The 26,730-nt window shown below is 40.6% G+C and carries 24 protein-coding genes; 2 read left to right on the top strand and 22 right to left on the bottom strand.

Annotated features, from left to right (window positions below; translation table 11 throughout):
* Positions 1 to 56: 56 nt before the first annotated feature.
* From CSV67_RS01980 to CSV67_RS01915, 14 genes are all read right to left on the bottom strand, one after another.
* Positions 57 to 560, bottom strand: coding sequence for an aromatic-ring-hydroxylating dioxygenase subunit beta (locus CSV67_RS01980; protein ID WP_085130860.1), 504 nt, complete (start codon positions 558 to 560; stop codon positions 57 to 59).
* Between the two features lie 12 nt (positions 561 to 572).
* Entirely contained in the window at positions 573 to 1,895 is a 1,323-nt protein-coding gene (locus tag CSV67_RS01975) for an aromatic ring-hydroxylating oxygenase subunit alpha (protein WP_099629937.1), read from the bottom strand.
* Between the two features lie 19 nt (positions 1,896 to 1,914).
* Positions 1,915 to 2,691, bottom strand: coding sequence for an aspartate dehydrogenase (nadX, locus tag CSV67_RS01970; protein ID WP_099629936.1), 777 nt, complete (start codon positions 2,689 to 2,691; stop codon positions 1,915 to 1,917).
* 12 nt (positions 2,692 to 2,703) lie between these two features.
* Positions 2,704 to 4,161 carry an aldehyde dehydrogenase family protein gene (locus CSV67_RS01965; RefSeq protein ID WP_233192523.1) on the bottom strand — a complete coding sequence of 486 codons (1,458 nt, stop codon included), beginning with the start codon at positions 4,159 to 4,161 and terminating at the stop codon, positions 2,704 to 2,706.
* Positions 4,162 to 4,190: 29 nt separating this feature from the next.
* The gene (locus CSV67_RS01960) at positions 4,191 to 5,882 is read right to left on the bottom strand and encodes a thiamine pyrophosphate-binding protein (protein ID WP_233192522.1); all 1,692 of its coding nucleotides are present in this window, start codon (positions 5,880 to 5,882) and stop codon (positions 4,191 to 4,193) included.
* Positions 5,883 to 5,899: 17 nt separating this feature from the next.
* Complete coding sequence (locus tag CSV67_RS01955; protein WP_099629934.1) at positions 5,900 to 6,691, bottom strand: SDR family oxidoreductase; 792 nt, start codon at positions 6,689 to 6,691, stop codon at positions 5,900 to 5,902.
* 25 nt (positions 6,692 to 6,716) lie between these two features.
* Positions 6,717 to 7,631 carry a VOC family protein gene (locus tag CSV67_RS01950; RefSeq protein WP_099629933.1) on the bottom strand — a complete coding sequence of 305 codons (915 nt, stop codon included), beginning with the start codon at positions 7,629 to 7,631 and terminating at the stop codon, positions 6,717 to 6,719.
* Between the two features lie 273 nt (positions 7,632 to 7,904).
* Positions 7,905 to 8,714, bottom strand: a complete 810-nt coding sequence (locus CSV67_RS01945; protein ID WP_233192521.1) for an IclR family transcriptional regulator — start codon at positions 8,712 to 8,714, stop codon at positions 7,905 to 7,907.
* Between the two features lie 3 nt (positions 8,715 to 8,717).
* Positions 8,718 to 9,512, bottom strand: a complete 795-nt coding sequence (locus tag CSV67_RS01940) for an alpha/beta fold hydrolase (protein ID WP_099629932.1) — start codon at positions 9,510 to 9,512, stop codon at positions 8,718 to 8,720.
* A 277-nt stretch (positions 9,513 to 9,789) separates the two neighbouring features.
* On the bottom strand, positions 9,790 to 10,032 hold the full coding sequence (locus CSV67_RS01935) for a ferredoxin (RefSeq protein WP_099629931.1): 243 nt from the start codon (positions 10,030 to 10,032) through the stop codon (positions 9,790 to 9,792).
* An 81-nt stretch (positions 10,033 to 10,113) separates the two neighbouring features.
* The gene (locus CSV67_RS01930) at positions 10,114 to 10,983 is read right to left on the bottom strand and encodes a 2-oxoacid:ferredoxin oxidoreductase subunit beta (RefSeq protein ID WP_099629930.1); all 870 of its coding nucleotides are present in this window, start codon (positions 10,981 to 10,983) and stop codon (positions 10,114 to 10,116) included.
* The gene (locus tag CSV67_RS01925) at positions 10,964 to 12,730 is read right to left on the bottom strand and encodes a 2-oxoacid:acceptor oxidoreductase subunit alpha (RefSeq protein ID WP_099629929.1); all 1,767 of its coding nucleotides are present in this window, start codon (positions 12,728 to 12,730) and stop codon (positions 10,964 to 10,966) included. Before CSV67_RS01925 ends, CSV67_RS01930 begins: the two co-directional genes overlap by 20 nt.
* Positions 12,731 to 12,885: 155 nt before the next feature.
* A complete protein-coding gene (locus tag CSV67_RS01920; protein ID WP_099629928.1) occupies positions 12,886 to 13,881 on the bottom strand; it encodes an NAD(P)/FAD-dependent oxidoreductase in 996 nt (331 codons plus the stop codon).
* Between the two features lie 264 nt (positions 13,882 to 14,145).
* The gene (locus CSV67_RS01915; RefSeq protein WP_085130871.1) at positions 14,146 to 14,676 is read right to left on the bottom strand and encodes a cupin domain-containing protein; all 531 of its coding nucleotides are present in this window, start codon (positions 14,674 to 14,676) and stop codon (positions 14,146 to 14,148) included.
* 223 nt (positions 14,677 to 14,899) lie between these two features.
* On the opposite strand from CSV67_RS01915, the gene CSV67_RS01910 reads away from it, so the two are divergent.
* Positions 14,900 to 15,394 carry a response regulator transcription factor gene (locus CSV67_RS01910; RefSeq protein ID WP_233192520.1) on the top strand — a complete coding sequence of 165 codons (495 nt, stop codon included), beginning with the start codon at positions 14,900 to 14,902 and terminating at the stop codon, positions 15,392 to 15,394.
* Positions 15,395 to 15,525: 131 nt separating this feature from the next.
* On the opposite strand, the gene CSV67_RS01905 is transcribed toward CSV67_RS01910, so the two are convergent.
* The 5 genes from CSV67_RS01905 to CSV67_RS01885 form a co-directional block, all read right to left on the bottom strand.
* Positions 15,526 to 16,479, bottom strand: coding sequence for a calcium/sodium antiporter (locus CSV67_RS01905; protein WP_099629926.1), 954 nt, complete (start codon positions 16,477 to 16,479; stop codon positions 15,526 to 15,528).
* Between the two features lie 580 nt (positions 16,480 to 17,059).
* On the bottom strand, positions 17,060 to 17,914 hold the full coding sequence (locus CSV67_RS01900) for an aldo/keto reductase (protein WP_199173106.1): 855 nt from the start codon (positions 17,912 to 17,914) through the stop codon (positions 17,060 to 17,062).
* A 420-nt stretch (positions 17,915 to 18,334) separates the two neighbouring features.
* Complete coding sequence (locus CSV67_RS01895) at positions 18,335 to 18,592, bottom strand: autorepressor SdpR family transcription factor (protein ID WP_099629925.1); 258 nt, start codon at positions 18,590 to 18,592, stop codon at positions 18,335 to 18,337.
* 204 nt (positions 18,593 to 18,796) lie between these two features.
* Positions 18,797 to 20,422: a GMC family oxidoreductase gene (locus tag CSV67_RS01890; protein ID WP_099629924.1), complete on the bottom strand. Its 1,626-nt coding sequence runs from the start codon at positions 20,420 to 20,422 to the stop codon at positions 18,797 to 18,799.
* A gap of 261 nt (positions 20,423 to 20,683) precedes the next feature.
* Positions 20,684 to 22,846, bottom strand: a complete 2,163-nt coding sequence (locus CSV67_RS01885; protein ID WP_199173105.1) for a M28 family peptidase — start codon at positions 22,844 to 22,846, stop codon at positions 20,684 to 20,686.
* 392 nt (positions 22,847 to 23,238) lie between these two features.
* Here CSV67_RS01885 and CSV67_RS01880 point away from each other — a divergent pair, with 392 nt between their 5' ends.
* Positions 23,239 to 24,300 carry a thermonuclease family protein gene (locus tag CSV67_RS01880; protein WP_233192519.1) on the top strand — a complete coding sequence of 354 codons (1,062 nt, stop codon included), beginning with the start codon at positions 23,239 to 23,241 and terminating at the stop codon, positions 24,298 to 24,300.
* 88 nt (positions 24,301 to 24,388) lie between these two features.
* Here the strand turns inward: CSV67_RS01880 and CSV67_RS17175 are convergent, their stop codons facing one another.
* From CSV67_RS17175 to CSV67_RS01865, 3 genes are all read right to left on the bottom strand, one after another.
* Positions 24,389 to 24,556: an OsmC family protein gene (locus CSV67_RS17175; protein WP_483315695.1), complete on the bottom strand. Its 168-nt coding sequence runs from the start codon at positions 24,554 to 24,556 to the stop codon at positions 24,389 to 24,391.
* 93 nt (positions 24,557 to 24,649) lie between these two features.
* A complete protein-coding gene (locus tag CSV67_RS01870) occupies positions 24,650 to 26,086 on the bottom strand; it encodes a DHA2 family efflux MFS transporter permease subunit (protein WP_099629922.1) in 1,437 nt (478 codons plus the stop codon).
* 235 nt (positions 26,087 to 26,321) lie between these two features.
* The gene (locus CSV67_RS01865; RefSeq protein ID WP_099629921.1) at positions 26,322 to 26,684 is read right to left on the bottom strand and encodes a hypothetical protein; all 363 of its coding nucleotides are present in this window, start codon (positions 26,682 to 26,684) and stop codon (positions 26,322 to 26,324) included.
* Positions 26,685 to 26,730 lie beyond the last annotated feature (46 nt).

Raw genomic sequence — 26,730 nt, 5'->3', positions numbered from 1 at the left:
TTTATAACAACTGTAGCTACCCTAATTTTAACGGGTAGCTACATATTGAATGACTATTAAACAAAAATCGCCAAGTTTCTTGTTCCTAAAGACGTCTGATCTGCTAAGAACCAGCGTGATACTAACTTCCAATCACCATTTTCTTTGCGGAGTACGTCTTTACGCTCTCCCGAGATTAAGTCAGCAGTCGTATCTGTACTTCTACTTCTATACAACAGCAAATTACTATGGACAGCCACTTCATTTTCCGACACTTCTTTGATCTTCACATTCGAAACATTCCTTCTTGTACGTGATGGTGGCAATTCAGCCCACGCCATATCTGTTTTCATACGATCGATTCGAAGTTTCAAAGTTGTCGAATCATCGTCGAATAGTAAGGTAGCTTCTGAGTAATCAGGTTTTGACTTTTCCATTTGATTAATTCTTAAAGGCATTGTATAACTGATTTCCTCAGACAACAGTTCATACCAACCATCAAAATTCAATTGATCCAAAAGCTCTGATTCTTTATAAAGCCATTGCTCAATTTCATGTTGCAATATAATATCCTCATGCATCCCATTCACCTCTTATTCAGCCGTTATTTGATCAAGCCAGTTTCTGAAAAATGCTCTGGAGTTCGCTTCATTAAATTTATCTTTATAAACAATACCAGGTCCAACGAAGTCTTCTACTGGCTCTTGATGCATACCCATCGTGTAGTTAAAGACAATGTTCTCCTGTAAATGATATGGACTTTTACTGTTTTGTGTGATATCTGTAAAATTTTCTGTATCGTCTTGTTCGAAAATTCCAGAAGCTCCGAACGTTAGTGTAAAAGCTTGTTCTGATAATCTCTTCCATTCTTCTGTTGCATTTTTTTCAACAAGCATCCATGATGATATCTCCATGGAGTCTGGTCCCGTCGGCTTCCAGATACGAAGGGATGTATGAGAGATTTTCTGGCCTTTTAAATCCATCGAAGAAATGAGAATCATAATATTCGGAGAGACACAAACAATCATATTCTTCATCTGCTTCAAAATGTCGTATTGATCTTCATTGAGTCGTTCTTTATATTCATCAATTAAGCTTTCAGGAAAGGCAAAACCGTCAGGGTTCGGCATGCCTAAATTCAATCCATGCCCGTTCCCCGTATAAATCTGGTAACCATATTTTGAATAGTCCCCTGTCGGAACAAGGCCTAATTTTGCAATCGATCCGTGAGAAACCAATGTATGGTAAGAGTCAGAAATTGTATTGTCTGATCCCAGTTTCCAAGTTCCATCTACATTCCATTTTTGTGGAAGACCTACAACCTCCATTTCTGCACGGTTAAATGCCAGGTCGAGATACCATTTAATATCTCCTAAAAATTCTTCGAGGGAAACAGCTTCAGAATTAAGCGTTGCAAAAATCAAGTCTGCATAGACATCATGACGAATTTCCTTTAAGCCCATTTTACTTTTATCCATCGTTTCACCGTAAACGACTTTCTGGAACGGAATCCCGATCAAGTCACCAGTGTTTTTAAAGTTGAACCCATGGTAAGGACACGTAAAGTTTTTTTGATTTCCGTTATCCATCCGGCAAAGTTTCATACCGCGATGTGTACAAACATTTAGCAACACATGAATTTCACCATCTGCACCATGTGTGACGATGACGCTCTGTCCGCCCATTTCCCGTGTCACAAAATCTCCTATGTTCGGTATTTCCGACTTATGGGCGACAAATAGCCAGTCCTTTAAGAAAATTTTCTCCATCTCAAGCTCATAAACTTTTGGGTGTGAGAAAATATAAGATGGAATCAAGCCTTCTTCTGGCTTAACAGTATCTTTTAAGTATTGAATCAATTCACTTCTTGTCATTTCGTCTAGCCGCGGAACTTGTTTAGTGCTCGTAGTAGTCATACAAACGACCTCCTTATTTTTATAAGCCGATCTTTATAGTAGATTGCAACTTTTTCAATGTACCTAGCACACTTAAAGCGGCTAACATACTCGTGTTAGGGTTCGAACGCATCGGCTCGTTTTCAATTTGAAACGTCATAGACCCAAAAGTACCTTCCGCTTGAATTTGATGATGATTTTTCGTCACTGTCGAATCGGCAATAATTTCAACTTTCGTATTTTCCACTCCGATCCCAGCGAGTGATAATACAATCGAAACATTGATATTTTTAGGGAATTTTTCAATCGCTTCTGCAGCTGATCCTTGGAAAATCACTTTTTCCCCTACGATGTCCTCTCCAAATGAATGCGCCGGTTTCCTCGTTGTTAATGAAACCCTTTTCAATTCACCTAATCCATTTGCATTTTGGATTGCGTCTATTCCTCCTATTGCACCGGACGGTAAATAAATTGAATGTTTGTGTTTTTTTCCCAAGAATTTAACTTCTTCTAAAAATGCCTCATCAGCTAGTGCTCCGATACTAATGATGATCACTTCTTTTTTCTCAAGCACCTTTGGAACGTGCTGATGAGCCGTTGCTACGTTGGCTGCTTCCACTACGATGTCTATATCGGATTCGAGGAATTGATCGATATCATTGAACAACTGGACTCCATAATCAGCAGCTAGCTGTTCATATTTTTTTAAGTTGCGGACAAATAAGCTCTTCACTTTCAATCCGTCCAACTGCATTTGCTGTATTTCTTTTATGATGAATGTCGCAATGGAACCGGCTCCGATAATACCTATGTTCATTCAGACAACTCCTTATTCGGCAAATCCATATGAATCAGTGAAATGTTCAAAGCCGCCAAATTCTGTCACGCTCGATAGACCACTTTCTTTGATTCCTGGAAAATCGAGGCGTAAATCTTTGAAAATCGTATGATTGTTAAAGAATATGGCGCCAGCTTCGATACGATCAGCCAATCGTTTTGCTGCTTCAATGTCAGTTGTCCAAATGGATGCCCTTAATCCATATTCCGAATCATTCGCATATTTGATTACTTGCTCGGTATCATTGAACGACATCACCGGAATGACAGGACCAAATTGCTCCGCTCTCATGATCTCACTCTCCTGATGCACATTTGTAACGATGGCCGGAAGCATGAAATATCCGTCTTCCCATGTATCCTCGTTTAGTTTTCTACCAAAATAATGCACTTTGGCACCTTCTTTTTCTGCATGGTCAATCAAATCTTTCACGAAACGAAATTGTGATTCATTATTCAATGGGCCCATTTTGACATCCGGTTGGATCCCGTTTCCGACAATTGTTTTGTTAAATTCTTCGCTTAGTTTATCCAACAACTCTTCGTATCGAGTTTCGTGGACATAAATGCGCTTAATGGCAGAACATACTTGCCCAGCACCTTTCAAAACTCCATTTCTTAACTTTAGGATTGTTTCCTTGTTCAAATCGGCATCGGCCAATATAATGGCAGGGTCATTACCGCCCAGTTCCAAATTCAATTTCTTCAAAGTAGACGAAGACTTTTCCATCAATACTTTTCCTGTATTTGTGCCACCTACAAACGCAATTGTCCGGACCCGTTCGTCCTTCGAGATTCGATCTCCAATAAGACCACCCGAACCTGTCACAACATTCAATACCCCTGGCGGTAGACAGTCAGCAAGCTCTTTCATGAAGACCATAATTGTCAATGGACAATCTGTCGCAGGTTTGAAAACGACTGTGTTTCCTGTCAAAATAGCCGGTATGACCCGCTTGAATGTTAAGATCATCGGGGAATTCCATGGGGTGATGATTGCCGTCACACCTCTTGGACGTCTCCGAATTTCGACCTGTTGGGTCTGTCCGGACAAATCTCTTGGCTCATACCAGTTTTTCAGATTTTCCGGCAACTCATTTAAAATCTGTACACATCTTTGAATATCTAACTTGCCTTCTTGCAGAGTTTTACCATTTTCTCTGACAAATAAAGTCGTATATTCATCGACACGGTCTTTCACACGCTCCCATACTTGGTGAACACGCTCAATTCGTTCATCCAATGATGTTTGCGACCATGTTGGATACGCATCTGCCGCTGCCGTAATCGCCCGGTCTACATCTTCTTCGGATGCCAGCCCGATAAAACCGACGACTTCACTTGTGACGGCAGGATTGATGACGTCTTTGTGCCTATTTAACGTTTTCCATTCACCGTTCACTAATATCTTTCCTGAAATTTGCAAAGTTGCTTCCGTTTTATAGACCAATTTGTCTCCCTCATTTCCATTGAACGATCTTATTTTATTCTTTTCGGTTGAAATGACGAAGCGACACCCGGGGGCCCCCCGAATGGTTTAGCCATCGGTCCTACTGCTTCCATATCGACGACAATCAAAGTCATCTTATCTGACCCTGTAGCATTCTCCAATGCTTGGTCAAATGCATCGGCAGAACCTACTCTCGTTGACCCTATCCCCATCGAATGTGCCAGCTGTACAAAATCCGGACTGACCAAATCGACACCGACTTGTCGGCCATATGCTGCGTCTTGAATATTTCGAAGTACACCGTAACCGCTATCGTCAAACACAAGTATGATCATCGAAAGGTTCTCTTGGACTGCTGTTGCAAGTTCACCAATATTGACCATGAAGCCGCCATCCCCTGCTAATACGACAACCCGTTTATCAGGGTTTGCTTTTTGTGCGCCGATTCCTGTCGGTAAGGCTTGGCCAATTCCGCCTCCCGAGGCATGAATCGAATGGCGTGGTTTATAAATCTCGAACAGTCGGCTTCCCCAAACATTCGCTGGAACGGTAACGTCCCTTACAAAAATTGTTTCTTCGTCCAGTCTGTTTCTCATACTGTCCAAAATGTTTTCATAAGGTCCTAATGTTTTGCGTAACTTGGCTCTGAGCGTTTCACGCAATTCTTGCACATTTTCACTATATTCACCGCTCGGCATTGTGTAACCGCTTGCTTCTAGTTGAGTGACAAGACTCTCTACGACCGTTTTAATATCTCCGACTAACCCATACTTCGCTTCATAATTTCGGCTGACCGCCAAATAATCGGCATCAATTGTAATATGGTTTTCCGGTACTTCAACTGACCAGCCAGCAGTTTCATTACTCCGGAAACGTACACCAATACTAATGAGTACATCAGCATTCGCCAAAAATTGCTTTGTTTCTGGAGAAGCCCCAAAATGTCCAATACATTGCGGATGATCCTCCGGAATGATTCCTTTAGCTGATTGGCTCGTAATGACAGGCGCGCCCGTCATTTCCGCCAACTGTCTGATTTGTTCGGAAGCACCTGACAAAATCGCTCCGTTTCCGACCCATAATACTGGTCGCTTCGCTTCTTTCATCGCCTGCACAACCGCTTCAGGTACAATGAATTTTTCTTGTATTGAAGAACTATTTGCCAATTCATCGTAAATCGGAGTATCTGGAATAATGGCTGATTGATAATCAATTGGTATTTCAACACTTATTGGACCTGATGGTACTTGAAATGCTTCCTTGATCGCTTTTCGGATAAACCCAGTTGCCTGCTCCGGAACCTTTAGTTGGCAAGCTTTTTTACAAGCTCCCTCCATCATTTGAAGCTGATTTTTACATTCGTGGATATAACCTCTACCTGTCCCAATCTGTTCAGAAGAAACTTCACCGGTTATATGTAATAGGGGGACACCGGCACTCCAGGCTTCCACCAAAGCACCTGCTGCATTTCCTGCGCCTGTGCCTGTACTTGTAATTGCCACGCCTAGCTTGCCAGTCGATCTTGCATGTCCGTCAGCCATATTCACTGCGCCACTCTCTCCACGTGCACAAACTAATTCAATACTTCCTTCACGTAAAATCGCGTCGTAAATCGGCATATTATGAATACTCACAATCCCGTAAGCGGTTTCAACACCCGCATTGACTAATTCCTTTACTATTGCATCCGCTACCGTAAACTGCAATTGTGTACTTTCCACTCCAAGTCCCCCTTGTCCTATAAAACTTTACTTAACCCACCCGATACTTCTATATTTGCACCTGTGACATAGCTGGCACGTTCCGACGCTAAAAATAAAATGACATTTCCGACTTCTTCAGGTAAACCGACCCGAGCCAGTGGGATTTTTCTATTTTCCGCCAACTCTTTATAATACACTTCCGGATCCACATCTGGTGCTCGTTCCAATCTTCGGCGTTCCCATTGGTCCGTTTTGATCAACCCAAGGCTAATTGTATTGATGAGTATATTATCTCTCGCCAACTCATGCGACAAACTTTTCGTCATATTCAACAATCCCGCTCTCGTTGCGGCAGTTGCAACCATGTGTGGTTCCGGCTCTTTGGAAAGTGTCGCATTCATATTGATAATTCGACCTTCCCCTTGTGCTTTCATGAATGGAACAACTGCTTGGACCGCGTAAATGACTGCAAAATATTTCAGATTGATTTGTTCTTGCCATTGCTCATCCGTAATGTCGAAAAAGTGTGACATAATACTCCGCCCTGCATTATTGACAAGTACGTCAATTCGTTTGAAATGTTCGCCCGTCGCATTAATGAATGCTTCTACGTCTTCACGCTTGGAAACATCACATGTTTGGCCGAATAGATTTTCCCGATTTGAATCGTTTGTCAACTTTTCGACTGCTTGGTTTAAGCGATCTTGGCTCCGTCCGCAAATAGCGACTTTCGCCCCCTCTTCCAGTAGCATCTTCGTTGTTTCAAAACCGATACCGGCCGTGCCGCCCATGACGACAACAACTTTGTCTTTTAAATTTAAATCCATACTACTCAGCCACCCCTTTTTTCCATCACTTCGTATTTACTAAAGCCCAACCGGGATCCGGCTCTCCCGCCATCTTCACTCTAGTTTCTGGCGAAGGCGGTCCTGCAATTCCCCATCTATCCGATAAATGCGGTACTCGCTTCCAAACTTGCGCGCGCCATGTTTTTTTATCTTCAATCACATCTACATAGCATGTGTACTCCATGACAAACCCGCCTGGATCTTGGAAATAACAGAAGATGTTATTGCCTGGTCCGTGTCTTCCCGGTCCCCAAATCTCTTTGTATCCTTTCTTCCGGACATTGCCGATTCCACGCATCACTTCATCCACACCTTCCACTTCATAGGCGATATGGTTGAGCGATGCATGTTCAGCCCGGTTAAACGAAATTTCATGGTGATTTTTATCGCACCGCAGGAACACCATCTGATCCTCACTCCAATCTGAAACCATAAAGCCGAGCACTTCAGTGAAGAAATCCGTTGACCGTTGGATATCAGTTGTGTTTAAGACGATATGGTTCAAGTAAAGCGGGTTTGAATCGACTTTTCTTTGCCATGGTTCTGTATGGATGTCTACCCATGTTGAAAGTTCATAGCAACGGTTTTCATAGTCTACGAAACGAAGGCCATAACCGCCCCCCACTTCATCTAGACAGCCCGGCTGTTGGATGATCTCCACGCCTTTCTCTTTCAGAAAGACCGCCGCTTTGTCTACTGCTATTTTGTCCACCATTCCAAATGCAATGTGATGGAGACCTCTTCTTTCTCCTCGTTGCAGATGAAGGATATGATGTTCAGGACTTGAACCGCGGAAATAGACATGATTGTCATCTTGTGAGACAACATCCAATCCCCATACATCCCTATAAAATTCGATTTGTTCTTCCAGGTTAGGTGTTATTAAACTTATGTGGCGTAAATGTGTTATTTCAAGCATTGAGTTTCCCACCTCTCCAATCTTTCTTTACTAAATGACATAGAATAGCAATTTTTTTACTCAAGCGGTTTTTTACAATATCCTTCGTTTTGCATAGGAAACATTGTTTCTAATACTAATATTCACATTATCTTACTTGTGCATTTTTGTCAATACAGTTTTCAGACTTATCAAAAATTAACTTAAAATCAGTAACTAGGCACAGCTACAATTTGCTGAAAGACGCAAATGATGTCTATGCCTAGTGGAGTGCGACTTCTTTTGTAATACAGATTAGATAGTCATAACCATAAATGAGGATATTTCTCTAGCTACTTGACAAACTGCCGGGATAATCTTTTCTTCCATCAGCTCTTCGTCGGCCGCATGTTGTGTAATCGCTATGTTTATGGCAGCAATCACTTTATTGTCTTTCCCAAAGATCGGGCAAGCGACAGACCAAACTCCTGTTTCAAACTCCCCTTTATGGAAGACGTATCCTTTTTCTTTAATGGATTGTAATTCATCACGCAATTTTTTGACTTCCACTATCGGTGCATCAGGTATCTGCAATACTTGCAGCTTTGACAACAACTCTTCTTTATTTTCTTCGGGTAAATGTGCCAATAGACATTTCCCCATCGCTGTAGCATGGACAGGCAGATGTGATCCGACGTTAATTGTAATCGTAGCGACACTTCTAGCCGGATACCTGGCGATATACACTATGTCATTCCCGTCCAATATCCCCATATGTGAAGACATGCCCGTTTCATCTCTTAACTTCTCCAAATAAGGCGCCGCTAGTTCTGGTAGTTCGAGACTGTTCAAATAAGTGTAGCCTAGTTCAAGTACTTTCGGTCTAAGTCCATAGCGCTTCGTATGACTATCTTGATAAATATAACCACACTCTTCCAATGTATACAAGATGCGATAAGGCGTTGTTCGGCTGACACCTAAATTACTTGCAATTTCTGCCAAGGACAAAGTCTGATTTTCTACACTGAACATCTTTAAAACTTCCAATCCACGTAAAATGGAATTTGAAAGATATTTTTCATTATCACTTTTTTGCTTTTCCAATTTCTTTTTTGTGATCTCCACTATCTATTCCTCTTCTCTTAAAAAATCTAATACATATTTATTGAACACTTCCGGTTTTTCCAAGTAACTGAGATGGCCCGCATCCGCTATTGTCTTCAAACGTCCGTCTTTCAGCCTTTCGACAATAATTTTCGACTCGCTGACAGGCGTCACCTGGTCCTCTTCTCCACAAATTACCAGTGTCGAAACCATAACTTTTGAATACTCATCCATTTGATTCAGGTGATATAAACTGTTGGCAACTGATTTATAACCCGCCGGTCGGACTTCAGCCATAATGTTTTGCGCATATTCCAAAATTGTAGAATCTACGTTTGCAGCGAGCAGTGCAGACGTTCTTTGTCTTGCTAATTCTTCCGGTGGAGTATTTTCCACGAGATCATGCCGAGCTTTTCTTTTCTTTATATTTTCTTCTTCATTGAGCCCAGCCGCTCCTCGGGTCGGTGCAGCAATCATCAATTTGGTAACCATTTCAGGAAACCTTATTGCAAAATCGATCGCAATCGCCGCCCCCATCGAATGCCCTAACAAATAGACTTCCTCTAATAGAAGATCATCAAGAAATTTCTTTAAATGATCCGCAAACTGGGAAAAATGTTGTAATTCTGGAACAGGGTCCGCACTTTGACCGTAACCGGGAGCATCCCAAGCAATTACCGTATAATCTTTCTTCAGCCCTTCCAATTGATGAATCCATGACTTCGAGTTATTTCCTAAGCCATGCAATAAGACCACCGGTGGTCCACTTCCTTCTCTGAGATAATGAATAGGCAGATCCACCAACTCCACTTTCGACATAAAACCCCTCCTCAAGCATTTTTATCGTCTTTTCTATGTTTTATCAATAAAACAAAGTTTTCGATATTAAGATTGATTGTACGTACTTATTCTTCATAAAGTCAAGCGACTCCCAAGTCCAAACCGACTATTACCAAAATACGTTATATTCAAACAACTTCTTAATATAATCAAAAAAGGAAATAAGAAGCGACCTCTTATTCCCCCTGTCTATAATTAAAATTGAGAATCTACATCGTCATTACATTATAAGAAGGGAGACTTCTATCTTAGGATATTATTTTTCAGCTACACGTAGAAACGGTTCGTCTGCTACTTGTATCGAGTCTGTTGGACATCCCTCACAAGCATCCATAAGATCATCTACTAAATCTTCTCCTATTGGCGTAACACCTGTATTATCGTCGAGAATACTATAGGATAGGCCATCATCATCATAATCAAATATATCGGGGGCATTAGCTCCACACGCACTGCAAGCGATACAAGTCTCTTGTTCTACTAATGTATACTTCTTCATATTGGGATTCCCCTTTCATCTTCTATTATCAATTGCGCCTCCGCACAATTAGATTTATGTCTTTCAATCTTGTGCAAAAAACTAGATGAACTCGTTTACAAGTTCCCTAAAAAGTTCAGGTTGTAAATCGAGATTCATATGGGCCAAGGGTTGCTCAGCATACCCTTTTACTAACTCTTGATAAGAAGGCTTCTCTTCTTGATAAACAATTCCAGTTACTAGGCTATTATGTTTCATTAAAGTGTTCATGGCCATTTCGTGGTTTGAAGCATCGTATCCATCTATATCACTTAATTTAGTCAAATTCTCTTTGAACCAGTCATACGTATTTACTTTATTGTAAGTAACACATGGACTATAGACGTTAATAATAGAAAAACCTTTATGTTGTATTCCTGCTTCTATTGTCGCAGTCAATTCTTTAATATCCGCTGAAAAACATTGCGCCACAAAACTAGCTCCACTCGTAATCGCCATCTCCATTGGAGATAATGCTTTTTCAATTGATCCTTCCGGTGTTGACGATGTGATAAACCCATCCTCTGAACGCGGTGATGTCTGACCTTTTGTCAAGCCGTAAATTTGATTATCCATAACAATATAGGTTATATCCATATTGCGCCGCATCGCATGAATTGTATGTCCAATCCCGATCGCAAAACCATCGCCATCTCCCCCAGCCGCAACGACAGTAAGATCACGATTCCCCATCTTTACTCCTTGAGCAATCGGTAGCGCCCTCCCGTGAATTCCATGTAGACCGTAGGATCTAATATAGCCTGAAATACGACCAGAACAGCCAATTCCAGAGATAACCGCCAGATCTTCTGGAGAAAGATTCAGATTAGCTGCACCACGCTGGATCGCCGCTTGTACAGAGAAATCTCCACAGCCTGGACACCAATTTGGTTTCACACCATTTCTAAAATCTTTAATTGTTGATGTAGACATGTTCTAACAACTCCTTGCCCGCGTCGTAAATATGGTGTGGTTGGAATGGATCACCATCATATTTCAATATGCTTTGAATTTTATTGACATGACCAACATTCATTTTTATAATATTGGCAAGTTGCCCCGTCGCATTGCTTTCTGCAACAAGTACATAATCTGCCCCGTCTATATAAGGCTTAATAGCTGCCGCCGGGAATGGGTGAATGAGTCGAATTTGCAAGTGATTTACGTTCAATCCATCTTCTCTCAGACGGTGGACAGCTTCTTCAATAGCACCACGCGTTGCATTAAATCCAATTAGTAAAAGATCTGTTTTTGTTGTTGGAACATTCACTGTGATTGGATTTGGGAATCGTTTTGTCAAGTTGGATAATTTACGCATTCTTTTATCCATTTGTTGTTTACGATTACTTGCAGTTTCATTTGGTCTACCTGCTTCGTCATGCTCGACACCAGTTACATGATGAATGCCACCTTTCACCCCTGGGATCACACGTGGAGAGACACCATCTTCTGTTACTTCGTAACGTTTAAAATAATCCTTTTCATCCGTTTGTTCAATGTCACTAGTAATTAACTTACCTCGTCGAATGTGTACTTTATCAAAATCAAAAGTTTCTACGGTTTGTTTTGCTAACGAAAGTTGTAAATCGGTTAATAAAATAACAGGGCACTGGTATTCATCTGCAATATTAAATGCTTCTATCGTATCGTAAAAAGCTTCATCAGCTGTACTTGGCGCAATGACAACCTTCGGGATTTCTCCATGATTCCCATAGATCATCGCCATTAAATCCGACTGTTCTTGCTTTGTTGGTAATCCTGTAGATGGCCCACCACGCTGTGTATCAACAACCACAAGAGGGGTTTCCGTCATGCCGGAAAGGCCAATCGCTTCCATCATTAAGGATAATCCAGGACCAGATGATGCAGTGAAAGAACGAGCACCCGCATAGTTAGAACCGATTGCCATCGTCACAGCTGCAATTTCATCTTCTGTTTGAATGACTGTTCCACCCACTCTTGGTAACTTTTTAATTAAATACTCCATAATGTCAGAGGCTGGTGTAATTGGGTAAGCAGGCATAAAACGAACCCCTGCTGTCAAAGCCCCAAGCGCAATCGCATCATTACCAATCAGAAACATCCGTTTATGAGTATTTTCAGCCTTTGCAAGATATAAAGTTGAGGCTTTTTCTCCAAGGCTTTTTTGCATATACATATACCCTTCTTGGATAGCCTTCATATTTTTCTGAACCATATCTCCGCCTTTTCTATTAAATATCTCTTCGATAACAACAGAGAAATCCTCAACCTCCAAATTCATAACGGCACAAGTAGCACCGATCGCTACCATATTTTTCATCAAAGAAGTGCCGAGGTCGGAAGCGATATCAGTAAATGGAACAGGATATAGTTCAGCCTTCGAGTCTTCCGGCTTCACTGGTTTAAATTTCGTATCAGCAATGATAACACCTTTTTCATGTAATTCATGATAGTTTAGATCAATCGTTTCTTGATCGAATGCAAGAAGTATGTCTAAATTATCGGCAACTGCCTGGACTTTTTCAGTACTAACGCGAATTTTATTGTTCGTATGACCACCTTTAATTCTAGATGAAAAGTGGCGATATCCATATAAATAAAAACCGAGCCGGTTCAGAGTTTTGGAGAAAATCTCACCCGTACTTTCAATTCCTTCCCCTTGCTGTCCTCCCACTTTCCACGAAAGATCTGTTTTCATGAAATCTGCCCCTTTTAGCACGGTTACTGTTAAAATCATATAAGTTAACATTCAACCGCTGATTTTTGTCGATAAAATTACGATAGATAGCAATTCGGACAGTAAGCCGATAGTTATAGCCAAAATAACTTCAACATATATATTATCGTAAAACTTTATGCAAAGATTGCCGTACTATGTTTCGGTTGTAAACGTACATTCGGGTCAATGTACTGCTTTGCATTACTAACTGCGACCGGTGCCTCACCGAATCCGGTGGCAATCAGTTTTACTTTCCCTTCATACGTTGCAATGTCACCCACAGCATAAATGCCAGGAATGTTCGTTTCCATTTTATTGTTAACGATTATGCAATTTTTCTCAATCTCCAATCCCCAATCTTTAATTGGACCGAGCGCGGAAACGAATCCATAGTTGACGATAAAGTCATCGACATCAATCACTTCACAGTTTTCAGTTTTAGGCTCTTCGATGACGATTTGTTTAATACCACCTTCATCTCCGATCAGTTCAGACGGAACATAAGGGGTTTTGATTTCCACACTGGATTTTTTCAAATTTTCCACGCTATGTTCGTGAGCGCGGAATTTATCGCGTCGATGGATGATGGTAACTTTTTTCGCAATCGGTTCGAGCATCAATGCCCAGTCGACCGCCGAGTCTCCCCCGCCACATACTGCCACTTCTTTATCCGTAAACCTATTTAAGTTGTCAATGAAATAATGAAGGTTTTTCCCTTCGAATTGCTCTGCGCCTTCAATCCCTAAGCGACGAGCTACAAATGCTCCGTTCCCTGCCGTAATAATGATCGTCTTTGAAAAATGAATTTCTTGATTCGTTTGGAGTTTAAAAATCCCGTCTTCTTGACTTTCCACCGTTTGTACAGCTTGCTCCAAGCAGATTGTCGTTGGGAACATATTCACTTGTTCCTTTAAATTATCGATCAATTCTTGGGCACGGACTTTCGGCAATCCAGCAATATCGTAAATATACTTTTCCGGATAGAGTACTGACAACTGGCCACCTAACTGAGGTAAACTTTCTATAATCTTCACACTAGCTTCCCGCATTCCTCCATAGAATGCAGTAAACAACCCAGCAGGGCCACCTCCAATTATTGTGATGTCGTATACTTTCTCATCGATTTTCATTTTAAATTCCTCACTTTCCTTCGATTGATGTCGATGCACCTCTACCGTTAAGTAAAATATGAAACTATGTAATCAATTACGCCGAGGCGTAATTGCATCCAGATTAAGAACGCAAGTCATCTAGAGTTTGGATGACCTGCTAAACTGGATAATTAAAGCGCTATCATTTTGTCACTTTTAGAGATGAAAGTCTTATATGGTAGACGCCTCTACATTCTGTGCAAAAATATTTTTTGATTGAAGATCAGTTGATCCATCGATAAATTAGCGGTCTGCCTGCGCAACAATCGCTTCTCTTTCTTTCGCACGCTCAATGCGAATCTTTTCAAGTTCGCTGCCTTCTGGATAAGTCGGTAGTTGTGGTTTTGCCGCACCTAGCATAACAAGCATCATCGCATCTTCTTTTCCATCGTTGCGGATACCACGCTGAATGCCGGGTGGTACGCTGACACAGTCGCGCTTATTCATTTTTATCTCATACTCTTTTCCTTCATACTCTAAAAGGACCGTCATTTCACCTTCCAAAATGAAGAACACTTCTTCTACGTCTGAGTGTAAGTGCAATGGACCAATTGAACCAGCTGGTAAAACCATCGTGCTTAATGTGAAGTTGTTTGCTTCAATTACATTTGAATCTTTGTTTGCTGTTGCACCACGTCCAATATAGCGCATTTGTGCACGGCGATATCTCGGATCTAATTCTTCTTGGAACTTTAAAACGTTCCAGTCCAACTTTCTATCTCCCAATCTCGCAATATATTTCTTTTCAAAATCCTCTACTGTTGTGAACTCCATGTTTTCTTCCTCCCTATTTTTAGACCTCTTGACGAAAACGCTTATTCAAAGAAGTCCCTGTTTTATATAGAAAACAATGTTTCTATATGGTCATATCATACTTCTAAATAAATTCATTGTCAACATAGAATTTCAAATCTTCTAATAATTAACTGGGTGATTAATGAGATGCTATGAAAAGATCGAACATTATCCGAAGATTGTGTGACGGCATTTGTGGCTGGTGAATCCGTTTGAAACCGCAGTTATTCACTTGGATGGAGGATGTACATCTCGTGCTGATCGATCCGACAAATCAGATATTGTGAAAGGACTCGACCAAGGTGCGGATGATTATATTACGAAACCATTTGACGAACGCGAACTCACAGCAAGAGTGCGTGTGGCATTACGGCGTACAGAGGGTGAAAATCAAATAAAGGCTATACAGGAAGGCCCATTTACTCTTGACTTAGAGTCTTATTCCATCCTATATGACTCGCATGAAGTTCGTCTTACGTTAAAGGAATTCTATATTATAGAAGCGATAATGAACCGGCCAAATCGGACGTTCACACGGGAAGACTTACTTCAAGTAGCTTGGGAATATGACACGTATACAGAAGTTCGTACAGTCGATTCTCATATTCGAAATCTACGGGATAAATTGAGAAAATCCAATTTTCCTATAGAAGAGATTTTGGTGACGGTTTGGGGGATCGGATATAAGTGGAGATAACAAGGACCCCTCTAATCACATCATGCCGTAAAGTCAGAAAAGGCAACTTTCCACGAATGGAAAATTGCCTTTTCGTTATGAAATCAAGCGCTTCTTTCATATAAAGAAGCAGACCATCAGCAAATTATTACTCAATTACGCAAAATAACATACACAAGATACACGACGTATGCTACAGCTAGCATCAAACCTTCACGCTTACCAATTTTGAAACCAGTTCTTGCAAACAGTAACAATACTAAGGTCAATACTAGCATAATGATCACGTCAATAAATACTTTATCGTTCACTGCGATTGGCGAAATGACAGAGGAAGCCCCCAGAACAAATAGTATGTTGAAAATATTACTACCGACGATGTTCCCCAAAGCGATTTCACTTTCTTTTTTCAAAGCCGCTGAAATCGACGTAACCAATTCAGGTAGGGAGGTACCGATGGCGATGATCGTAAGACCGACCAAAGTTTCACTCATGCCAAGAGAATAAGCAATCTTCGTAGCATGATCGACGACCAAATCTCCTCCGAAAATAATCGCCGCCAGCCCGACTAGCGTAATGAAAATATTTTTCCCCCACTTCACATTCTCAGTAGCTTGTGTAAGCGTGGCATTTTGACGGCTTCTAAGACCAAGTTCAATCACATAGTACATAAAGATCGATAGGAATAGTAAGAAAATAATTCCATCACCGCGCGTGAGCATATTGCTGCTGAAGCCTTGTAGTGCCATATCACTCATCAACACCAACATGACAATACCTGCCAGTAAAGTGAAAGGAATTTCTTTCCGGATGGTCTCACTTTGTACTTTCAATGGAAACAGAAATGCTGCTATCCCGACCACGATGGTGATATTGAATATATTACTTCCCACTACGTTCCCCACTGCGACGTCTGCATTTCCACCCATCGCTGCAATAATACTGACCGTCGCTTCTGGCGAGCTAGTTCCGAGCGCTACAATGGTTAGCCCGATCAAAATAGGCGGAATTTGCAATAGCCTGGCAATATTTGAAGAGCCATCTACGAAATAATCGGCTCCTTTAATCAATAATACAAATCCAATTAGTAATAAAACATAGGACACTTATTGATTACCTCCTTCAAGGGAATTAAATTTCCGGTCGATAAAATATTTTGTCCAATTACTGAACCTATGATAGGAATTGTTACATTCACAATGACCCATAACACTATATGTATTGGATTTTATATACCTCTAGAATTCATTGTTCTCAATCGCTAATGTTTTATACGACATTAGCTCCACTACAACTATCTTTTCTTCCCTGTTTATTCGCTTTGATTATCGCAGGTCATCACTGCTAATGCATTCTACAAGTCATACAAAGATATTTACTTCTCATTAGTACTTACTTTCCTAAGTGGTACGGAAATCACAAGTATACTAACTCTGTAAATATAGCTTAATCGAAACTATCCTATGTAGGAAATGCATGAAATTTTCGGTAATTCTAAAAGAGTGTTTGTGTTCTTTGTGTTTCTGAAAAAGTCGTTGGTACAATAAAAAACAGCAAAACCCACCTCGCCCCTTTAAATAGCGGGTCAAGGTGGATTATTTTTTGAAGGTGATTTATTTTCATACAGTTAATACAATCTGATATGGCAAACTCTTTCAACGTGTTCCATTACCAAAAAAGTTATATTTAATCGAACTCTTCATATTCGTTCGGATGCTGTCCTTCTACTCTTCCCGCTTCACCTTTATCCAAGGAGTCAATTTGTCTAATCTCTTCTTCGGTCAATTCAAAATCGAATACATCAAGGTTTGCTTTTTGGTGGTCGTAAGTAGATGACTTCACGACTGTTAAGACTTCATTCTGTAAGTTCCAACGAATAATAATCTGTGCGGGTTCTTTATTGTATTTTTTAGCGATGGATACAATCGTTTCATTTTCTAACACATCGTTTAATTCGCGCCCTAATGGACTCCATGCTTCCGTTACAATGCCGCGGCTTTTATTGAATTCCACTAGTTCGTTATTGTTAAAATACGGATGACGCTCAATTTGATTGGTAGCGGGCATTACACCTGTTTTTTCAATGATACGTTCCAGATGTTCCGGTAAGAAATTTGATACACCTATCGTCTTAATCAGCCCAAATTTCTGCGCATCGACTAAAGCTTGCCACGCTTCCACATATTGATCTTGTTTTGGAAGCGGCCAATGAATCAAGTATTTATCAAAGTAATCGATTCCGATACGATACAAAGACTCTTGAATCATAAGGATTGCTCTTTCGTACTCATGTGAAGCGCCAGGGAGTTTGGAACTGATTAACAGTTCTTCTCTAGGCACAGATGATCTACGAACCGCTTCTCCTACCATTCCCTCGTTATTATAATTCGTTGATGTGTCAATCAGTCTGTATCCCGCTTCGATCGCTGTTAACGTACTGACCACACCTTGCGCTCCTTTTACTTTCACGGTTCCAAAACCAATTGAAGGAAGGCTCGTTCCATCATTCAATCGCATCGTTTGTACATTTAGTTGATCCATTTTTATCTTACTCCTTTTTACTAAGTAAACTCTTCTATTGGCAAAAACACGCAATCATCGACCGTATCTCTTACTCGCCTATTCCATGTAATTTCCCTAGCTGAAAGTTAACTAAACATTCTTTGCTGTTTGGAATCAAAAAGCACTTGTGTCTGCAATGAACATGAATGGTTGAACATCCACATTCTTTACTGGCTCAAGTGCACTTTTTATTTTTCCTTAAACAATCGATATAGCATAAAACAGAATGACAAACAAATCCAATTTTTGTTTGTTCGCGAAGCATATAGAGATTGAAAGTAACGTCACTGTAGTCTCAATACCTTACTCACGTTTCTCTATATTCTATCTATAGCTCATAACTTAAGTGGGAAGCTATGTATTCATTAATTTAAGGGAAAGCGATCCCTTACAAGATACTTATTTATTCAATTTTATCATCCATACGAGCAAATCTTGCAGAACCGTTGTGTGGAGAGTGTAGTAAATGTATTGACCTTTTTTCTCTGAACTGACAAGACCCGCGTTACGCAGGATGTTTAAATGGTTGGAAATGCTCGGCTTACTCATCTCGAAATCTTCATGTATTTCACTAGCAGTTAAAGAACCTTTTTCACTGAGTAGCGTTAGTATTTGTCTTCTTGTTTCATCATTTAGGGCTTTAAAAACTTCATTCAAATCAGGCCTCTCCTTTCACTTAAAGTATTTAGTCGTTTGTCTAATTAGATATTTATCTAATTATATACTATTTAAAGTGATTAGAAAAGCACCTGTTTTGAAAACAACTATGAATGGTTCAATACTCACGTTTGTTTTCACACAGGCACTCCTTATTGAAATATTTACTTCACGTTTGACGGCCCCATGCGCTCTTTTAATTTGTCATGGTATTTCACCGTAGTTCATACGATCTTGTCTCACTAAGTGTTCAGCAATGTTTGCGCCAATGAAGAAAGCTGGCGCCGACGTATTGCCATCCGAAACAAACGGTGCAATGGAATCATCTGCAACGATCAAATCTTTTACCCCGTATACTTCCCCGGCCGCATTCACCACACCATTTTCTTCACTTGGCGCCATTCGTAGCGTACCTTGTATATGGTGTGTTGGACCTAAGTTTTCTTGAATGAACTTTTCGAGTTTGCTATCATCCTGAATGGTTTCCAGTGAGGGAGTAACGAGTTGATAGTGTGAATCTATTTTTGATAGTTCTGTTGCAATATTTTTAATATATATCCTGTAAACGTTTTTTATGGTTTCTAGGTCGGAGCGTTTATTCAAAAAGTCAGCATCGGCAAGTACAATCTTTAACGGATCCTCATTTTGGATTTTGATAGTTCCTTGGCTTTTCGGTTCCAATAAAATAATGACGATGCTTAACATTCCGCCAGTGCCGATTTGGCCAATTAGCTGCACACCACGACGGTGGGGGTCAGCACCGGGTGTTGGATCTGGTAAGAAGGCTCCACCCGTATACAGCGCAAAGGGATCAGCGTCCGGAAGTGCTTTGTCATTCGGATTCGTTGTAAAGGTGGAAGTGTTAACTGGATGGGTAGTCATGTTCTTTCCCACATTCGCGTTATGATGAACGACGGGAATACCCGCTTTTTGGAGTGTTTCGGATGGCCCAATTCCAGAAAGCATTAACAGTTGAGGGCTATTTATTCCTGCCGACACAATGACTTTTTTACGAGCATATGCATAATAACATTTTCCTTCCTTAAGAAATTCAACACCTATTGCCCGCCTTTCATTATCAAAAATCACACGCTGCACCGTTGAATTATAAGATACCAATAATCTTCTTCCATTTACGCCTTCACCGTTTTCAGTCAGTACATCCGATGAAAGAAAAGCCGTATCCGCACTTTCTCGTTGACCATAGGGAGTTTGGTAAAGTTGCCACCTTGTAAAGGGTCCGAGCGGTGTGTTCGGATCATTATAGTCTAATATTCTTGCGAAACCAGTAGCTTTTTCCATCGCTGTAACCAATTTTTCAGCCATGGTGGTTGGATTAGCAGGAGCCTGTCTGATATCCAACTGCCCGTTATATCCTCTCGCATTTGGATTTTCCGTTTGGCCATTGTAGTTTTCTAGTTGTGAAAATTGATAGGTCTGTTGTTCAGGTGACCAAAGTGGACCTAGGAGGTTTTCCCATTGTTTCATATTCGCCTGTGATGGCCTTACATACTGGTTATTGTTAATGGAGGATCCGCCACCCATTGTTCGTCCTCCCGTCCAATCAAATGACCTTCCGTTTACATTTTTCTGGGGGACACTTTTTCCTTGCCAGAAGTATTGCGGGAAAAAGTCGTCAGTGAGAATAGATGGTAGCGCAAACAATGAATCTCTAATCGGTTGCTCTTGATTGTTATTATCTCCCGCTTCTAAAACTAGCACGGAATTTCGTTTATCATCGGTTAGTTTTCTGGCAATTGTAGCACCCGCCGGACCCGTTCCAACTAGGATATAGTCAAACGTTGATTGATTATTGGCGTCTCTATTCATTTCAATCCCCCTAAGTGATTTTCATGCTGTATATCTTATGGTATGAAAGTTTGGATTATGAAGCTTATAGAGACCATCGCCTGGATCGTAGTGCAAGGCCTAGATTTAATTAAGTGCGGAGGTGATTTGATTAATTTGGAACAGTAAAAATCTTGTCAATAAAAAAATGCACCGCAATATGCGATGCATTTAATGCTCAACTAATATATTTCAGGTTGTTACTACTAAAAAGCTTGGAAAGTTACCGAAACTTCTCTATCTTTATTTTAGCTCACTCAACAGCACGCCTAATTTTTTCACACTGGCCGTTTCATCCGTTACGGTTTGTTCCAATAGCTTCTTTTGTCTGTCGAGTGCATTCTTCAACGAAGTGATTTCTACTGACAGATCTGGCTTCGTTTGTTCTTTCTTCGTTTTCAATGACTGGATCGTTTCGAATAAATCTTCATGGTCGACAATTCGGCCAGCTCCCCACATGAGCTGTTCTTTTGGTGCTTTTATGACGTAGTCTGTAAAGTAGTTAAATACTTCCTGATCAAAGTCATACGCATACCAATTGTTGTCAATTGCATATAAGTACTCGTCCAGCGGAGTGGCGATATCACCTGTAGTTAATGCTTCAATGGAAGCGGCTAAGTTTTTTACGTTGTTTTGCGCATGTTCATGAGGGAAAATCGGTTCGTCCTCCCAAGTCAATCGCACAAATTGATCTTCGGCATATTTATAAGCCGCCAACAAGCCGCTGTTCAACTCACGACTTTCATCGTACAATTTCTTCGCTTGGTCTGCATCTTCATTTTCGAGTGCTGCCGCATATTCTTTATTCATATCCGCAACTTTTTTGTTCACTTCTTGCGCACTAGATATCGCTTGATCGATCTCTTTCGTCAAGTGATCCGACGCCACAGAAGCTTGTTCAAATACATCTGCGTCGATCATGTCTTTCATCGCTTGCAAACGTGTCGTGAAGTCCAATGGCACGATAGCGGTTTGATCGTAGTGTATCGTCAATAATCCATAGAGATTTAAGTGGAATTTCAACGCATCGGCATTGTACGTATCTTCATTGTCGAATTGAGAATGATAGTGAGTTTTCATAAATTCACTATCTTGGAAATCATTTCGAAGCGCCGGTACGCCAGCGATGCCGAATGAGAAATCATCTGACCACGTACGCAACGGAGAAACGACTGAAATCCCATCTTTATACACATCGGCAACTGTAGGTACTTCTTTTGCAAACTCTGTCAAATAGTTATTCAATTCGTAGACGGATCGAATTTCATCTTGTGTCGTATGTTCATATGCTGGAAGCTCGAAGTTCAAATTCGCAAATGTCTTACCGACCCACTCCGGATGAATATTGAAGATTTGGTTGTAAGCGCCCGTCGACCAGTCGTATCGAGTATTCGACTTACCCCATTCTTCCGCGGCAAGCGCGTTGAAGACCAACGTCTTTTCCGGTTGATAGCCGCTGTCGATCATCCCTTTGGCGATTCCGAGCATTAATGCAATTGCTGCATTATCGTCTTGGAACCCAGCAAAATATGAATCATAATGGGCGGACAATAAAATGTAGGAATCAGGATCTTTCCCGACGATTTTCCCGTAATAATTATACGTTTCCTGATCCATTTTCACGGTCGATTTAGCATCAAACTTTACGGTTAGCGTCTCTTTTTCGCTTGCCTCTAAAGCTTTCTTCAACTCGGCCGCGTCGGTTTGAGACATCGAAAACGCAGGTGCATCATCGGGTCCGCAAATGTCTTGCGCATTCAATGCATCGGGATCGACTTCTCCGTAGCCCGATTCTTGCACCGCAATGACTGCAGCCGCCCCTTTAACATGTGCTTGATAGGCAGGATAATTAATCCACCATTCTTCCCTTTGATTAATATCGATTAATACAAGTTTCCCTTTTACGTCCAATCCTTCCAAATCTGCCGCGGTCCCTTTTCCTGCGTAGACTACTTCAAGTTCCTGGACGCCGTTCGTATCAAAGTTCGCTTGATAACCGCCTAGCACAGCAAGATACTCTTTCCCAGCAGTATCTGTAAAGGACAAATCAGCCTTCTCGAACTCCCAACTATCTACCATAAATGCATCTTTCGTCACTTCAGTCAGTCCGATTTTCTTCATTTCTTCTCCAATTTTCTCCCCCGTCTTTCGTTCCGCTTCTGATCCAGCAGTCCGATAGCCAAGCTTCTCATTGGTTTTATATTCTTCCATTCCTTTAGCGAATTCAAAAGCATATTCCACATCTACATCTGACAAGTATTTGTTTTTCTCGTCTGACAACGGAATGGTCTTCACTTCCTCTACTGGCTCTTTCTGTTCCTTAGAGGAATCTTCTTTTGGCGTACACGCAACGAGCGATGTGGCAACGAGCATGGACAACGTTAAGTAACTCACCATCTTTTTCATATATCACAGTCCTTTTCATTTATTGCAATCAATTCATTAAACGATATAGAGTGAGTTTGCGCAATAGAATTTTTCGGTTTTTGTCATGAATTCTTTTGAATTTTTTCACCGTACTAGATTTATAATAATGACGAGCAAACAATATGATCATTTGTTTGCCAATTCACTTTAGTTAGTAAGGACCCACTCCTATTCAGATACTTTGAAAATCTTCTCGCGAAAGTTTCCGTGTAGTAAAAATGAAAATATGTATTCTAGATTATGCGTTCATACATATCATTTGTGATCTAATAGCACTACGCACTTAGTTGCGTATCGCTTTCTTACAATCTATGATAATCTCACTCTTGGAAGTAAGTGTTAAGTAATTTAAGTGAATTGAGAGTGATAATATGTTTGTGTTTTTTGCGTTATTTGGTTTTCTATTTATAGTGATAGGTATCGTCGGCTTACTTATTAAAGTAATCTTTAAAAAACCGAAGAGAAAGTTTGGCACCCTCGCTTTAGTAGGTATTGCGATGTTCATAGTAGCTGCAGTCATTGTGCCAGACGATATAGAGACAGAGGTAGAAAAAGCTGATTTGGTGAAACAGACGCCTATAGATGAACCTTCTGAAACACCGAAGGAAGCACCTGATAAAGAGTCTGTAAAAGATATAGAAAAGCCGGAAGAGGAAATTTCTAAAGAGACTGAAGAAAAATCAGTTCCAGTCGTTGCGCCACCAAAAAATGATTCTTCAAAAGTAACTCCTGAAAAACTAAAAGACTCCACAGAGACAAGCGGTACCACTGCGAGAATCCCTGTAGAGTTAGTGAAGGTTATAGACGGTGATACGATTAAAATACTATATAACGGCAGGGAGCAAAACGTTCGATACTTGTTGATCGACACGCCTGAAACCAATCATCCTAGACTAGGTAAGCAACCATTTGGGGATGAAGCCAAAGCTAGAAATAAAGAACTGATCGAGAGCGGTACACTAGAAATCGAATTCGATATCGGTGAACGCTTTGATAAATACGACCGTTTACTTGCCTATATATATGTCGACGGAAAAAGTATTCAAAAAATCTTGTTGAGTGAAGGTTTAGCCCGTGTGGCGTACGTCTACCCACCAAATACTCGACACGTAGATCCTTACGAGAAAGCACAAGCCATCGCAAAAGAAAAGAAATTGGGTATTTGGTCAGTTGAAGATTATGCTACAGCCGCAGGTTTTAATGCGCAAGTAGTAAAAGAGAAACCTGCAGAACCGACACCTGCACCCACAAAACAGCCAGTTGCACCTGCTCCAGCACCTGCAGCCAAGCCAACACCACCTGTCCAAAACACGGAATGGTTTCAAAATTGTACAGAACTTAGGAAGACGTATCCTAATGGTGTGCCGAGCAGTCTTCCCGCTTATCAACCTAAGATGGATCGTGATAAAGATGGATTTGCTTGCGAAAGATAAAATAATGGCTGTTTAATAAAAATGAATAAAAAACCGCGTGAAACCAAGTTTTCTTACTTGATTTCACGCGGTTTTAATTTTGCTTTCATCATTTCTTTATCCATTTCGACTCTACGGGAATTCCTGCATCGGCGAATAGATTATATACGGGACATCTTCTTTCCACTTCGGCTTTCAATTGCTCGATCGCTGTATCTGATTCATTCGTAGTAATTTCGCAAACAAAACGGATTTTCTGGAAATGTGTTTTTTGAATATAAGAATGTAATGGGATATGAAAAATTACTGTGCAAATTCATAAAAAATTTTCATAAAACGAAAACTATATTCAAGCACAATTCGTAACCAGTTATACCACCTTTACTCGCTTGATAAATAGTGAACATAAAAAACCAAGAATGGATATGATAGTGGCAAATAAAAATGCATTTTGTACGCCAGAAATGACTGCTTCGGCTTGATGAGCTGCCGTAATGGGATCGCTGATATTGCGCAAGAATGTATTTTGTGACGTATTTAATATAGTAATCCCAATGGCGGTACCAATTGCTCCAGACGTTTGGATGGTAGAGTTCACGATTGCGGTACCATCAGGATAGCGGTTTAGCTGTAGCGAGTTAATTCCATTTGTTTGAGATGGCGTCGTCACCATGGACATACTCATCATTAAGAGCATAAAGAAAATGATGATCAAGTAAAAGCTAGTCGTCGATGAAATCGTGGCAAAAAATAGCGTAGCCACAATACTCATTGAAAATCCACCAATAACCAAGCCCCTTGGACCATATCGATCAAAAATCCGCCCACTGACCATAGATGTTATACCGTTAAAAATACCACCCGGTAAAAGTAACAGGCCTGCTATCGACGCGGATAAACCAAGTCCTGCTTGCATAAACAAAGGCAATAAAATATTGGAAGAAAATATAATGAGATTAGCAAACAACGTCAGAATAATCCCTAACGTAAACATTGGATGCTTAAACACTTCCAAATGCAACATCGGTTCCTTAATCGCCCTTTGACGCAATGCATATAGAACGAGGGCAATCAAACCTGCCGCAAAAGCTACAATCACAATTGGACTTGACCATCCTTCACTTTCGCCAGCATAGCTAAATCCAAATACGATACCGCCAAAGCCAATGGTAGAAAGAATTATGGAGTATGCATCGATCTTTTGCTTGTGAACAGCGGATAGATTCGGTAAGTAAATCATCCCGAATATCAATGCGAAAACCAGGATCGGGGCGATGATCCAAAATATTAGCTGCCAATTGAAATAATCAATAATCAATCCGGCAGAAATCGGGCCAATAGCGGGTGCAAACATCATGACTAGACCGACTAATCCCATCGCAGTTCCTCTTTTCCAAGGTGGAAAAAGAATTAGCACGGTATGGAATAACAATGGCACCAATAACCCAGTGCCTATCGCCTGAATAATCCGCCCGGTTAACAAACTGATGAAATTTGGTGAGACCGCAGCAAGTAATACACCCACAATAGAAAAACTCATACTCGTAATAAAAAGATTCCTTGTCGGAAAACGTTTGATGAGTAACCCCGAAACGGGAATGATAATACCGAGCACGAGTAAATACCCCGTAGTTAACCACTGAGCTGTAGATGGAGAAATCGCAAATTCCTTTATCAAGTCATTCATCGTCATATTTAACGCTGTTTCACTAAACAATCCGATAAACCCACCAATCAGTAACACAGTCATGATGGGAGCGACTTTTAGCTCGTTATTTTTTATTTTTTCTTGTATTGAATCCTTCATGTATTGAACCTTCCTCCAAACCTTTTACTGACCATAAAAAATAAGATAACATCTAGCCACCACGATAGCTAGATATTACCCCGGAAATATACTTATTATAGAAGGGATGGGCATTTAATTTTCTGAAGAGTTTTTCATTACCTACACATTGATTTCTAAACAGTTTACATAATATGATTATCTTTCTTTTATATCATGGAAAATGCTTGTTACAGCTGCTCCAAGGAAAAGAAACTTATTTAAGACGGTCCGCTAAGGATTCGATTGCCAGTTTGAGCGCGGTTACACGACGCTCATTCACTGTTTTTTGTGGACTACCATCCTTCGCTTTTGCTAATTGCTTTTCAATAGATGGAATGATACTTTGTAAAATCTCTTTAGATTGTAAAGTCACTTTTCTGTCATAGAAAAAATCTACATCATACCAAACGTCTTGTAAGCTCTCTAACCCAACTTTTATAGCGTCGCGTCGCTTTATTACAAGTGTTGTATTGGAACCTTTTTCCGTCATACTTTTATAAGCATTCGAAAGTTTATTATAAGTGGACTCTAAGGATTTAATGGTCAATTCTTGAACTTCTTGGCTAACCATTTGCATACATGCTCCTCACCCTTCAAATTATTTTATCCAAAATGGGACAGTT

The sequence above is a fragment of the Sporosarcina sp. P2 genome (assembly GCF_002743255.1).
GTDB lineage: Bacteria > Bacillota > Bacilli > Bacillales_A > Planococcaceae > Sporosarcina.
Note: the sequence above shows the minus strand (reverse complement) of the source record. Positions and strands in the feature narration are given on the sequence as shown.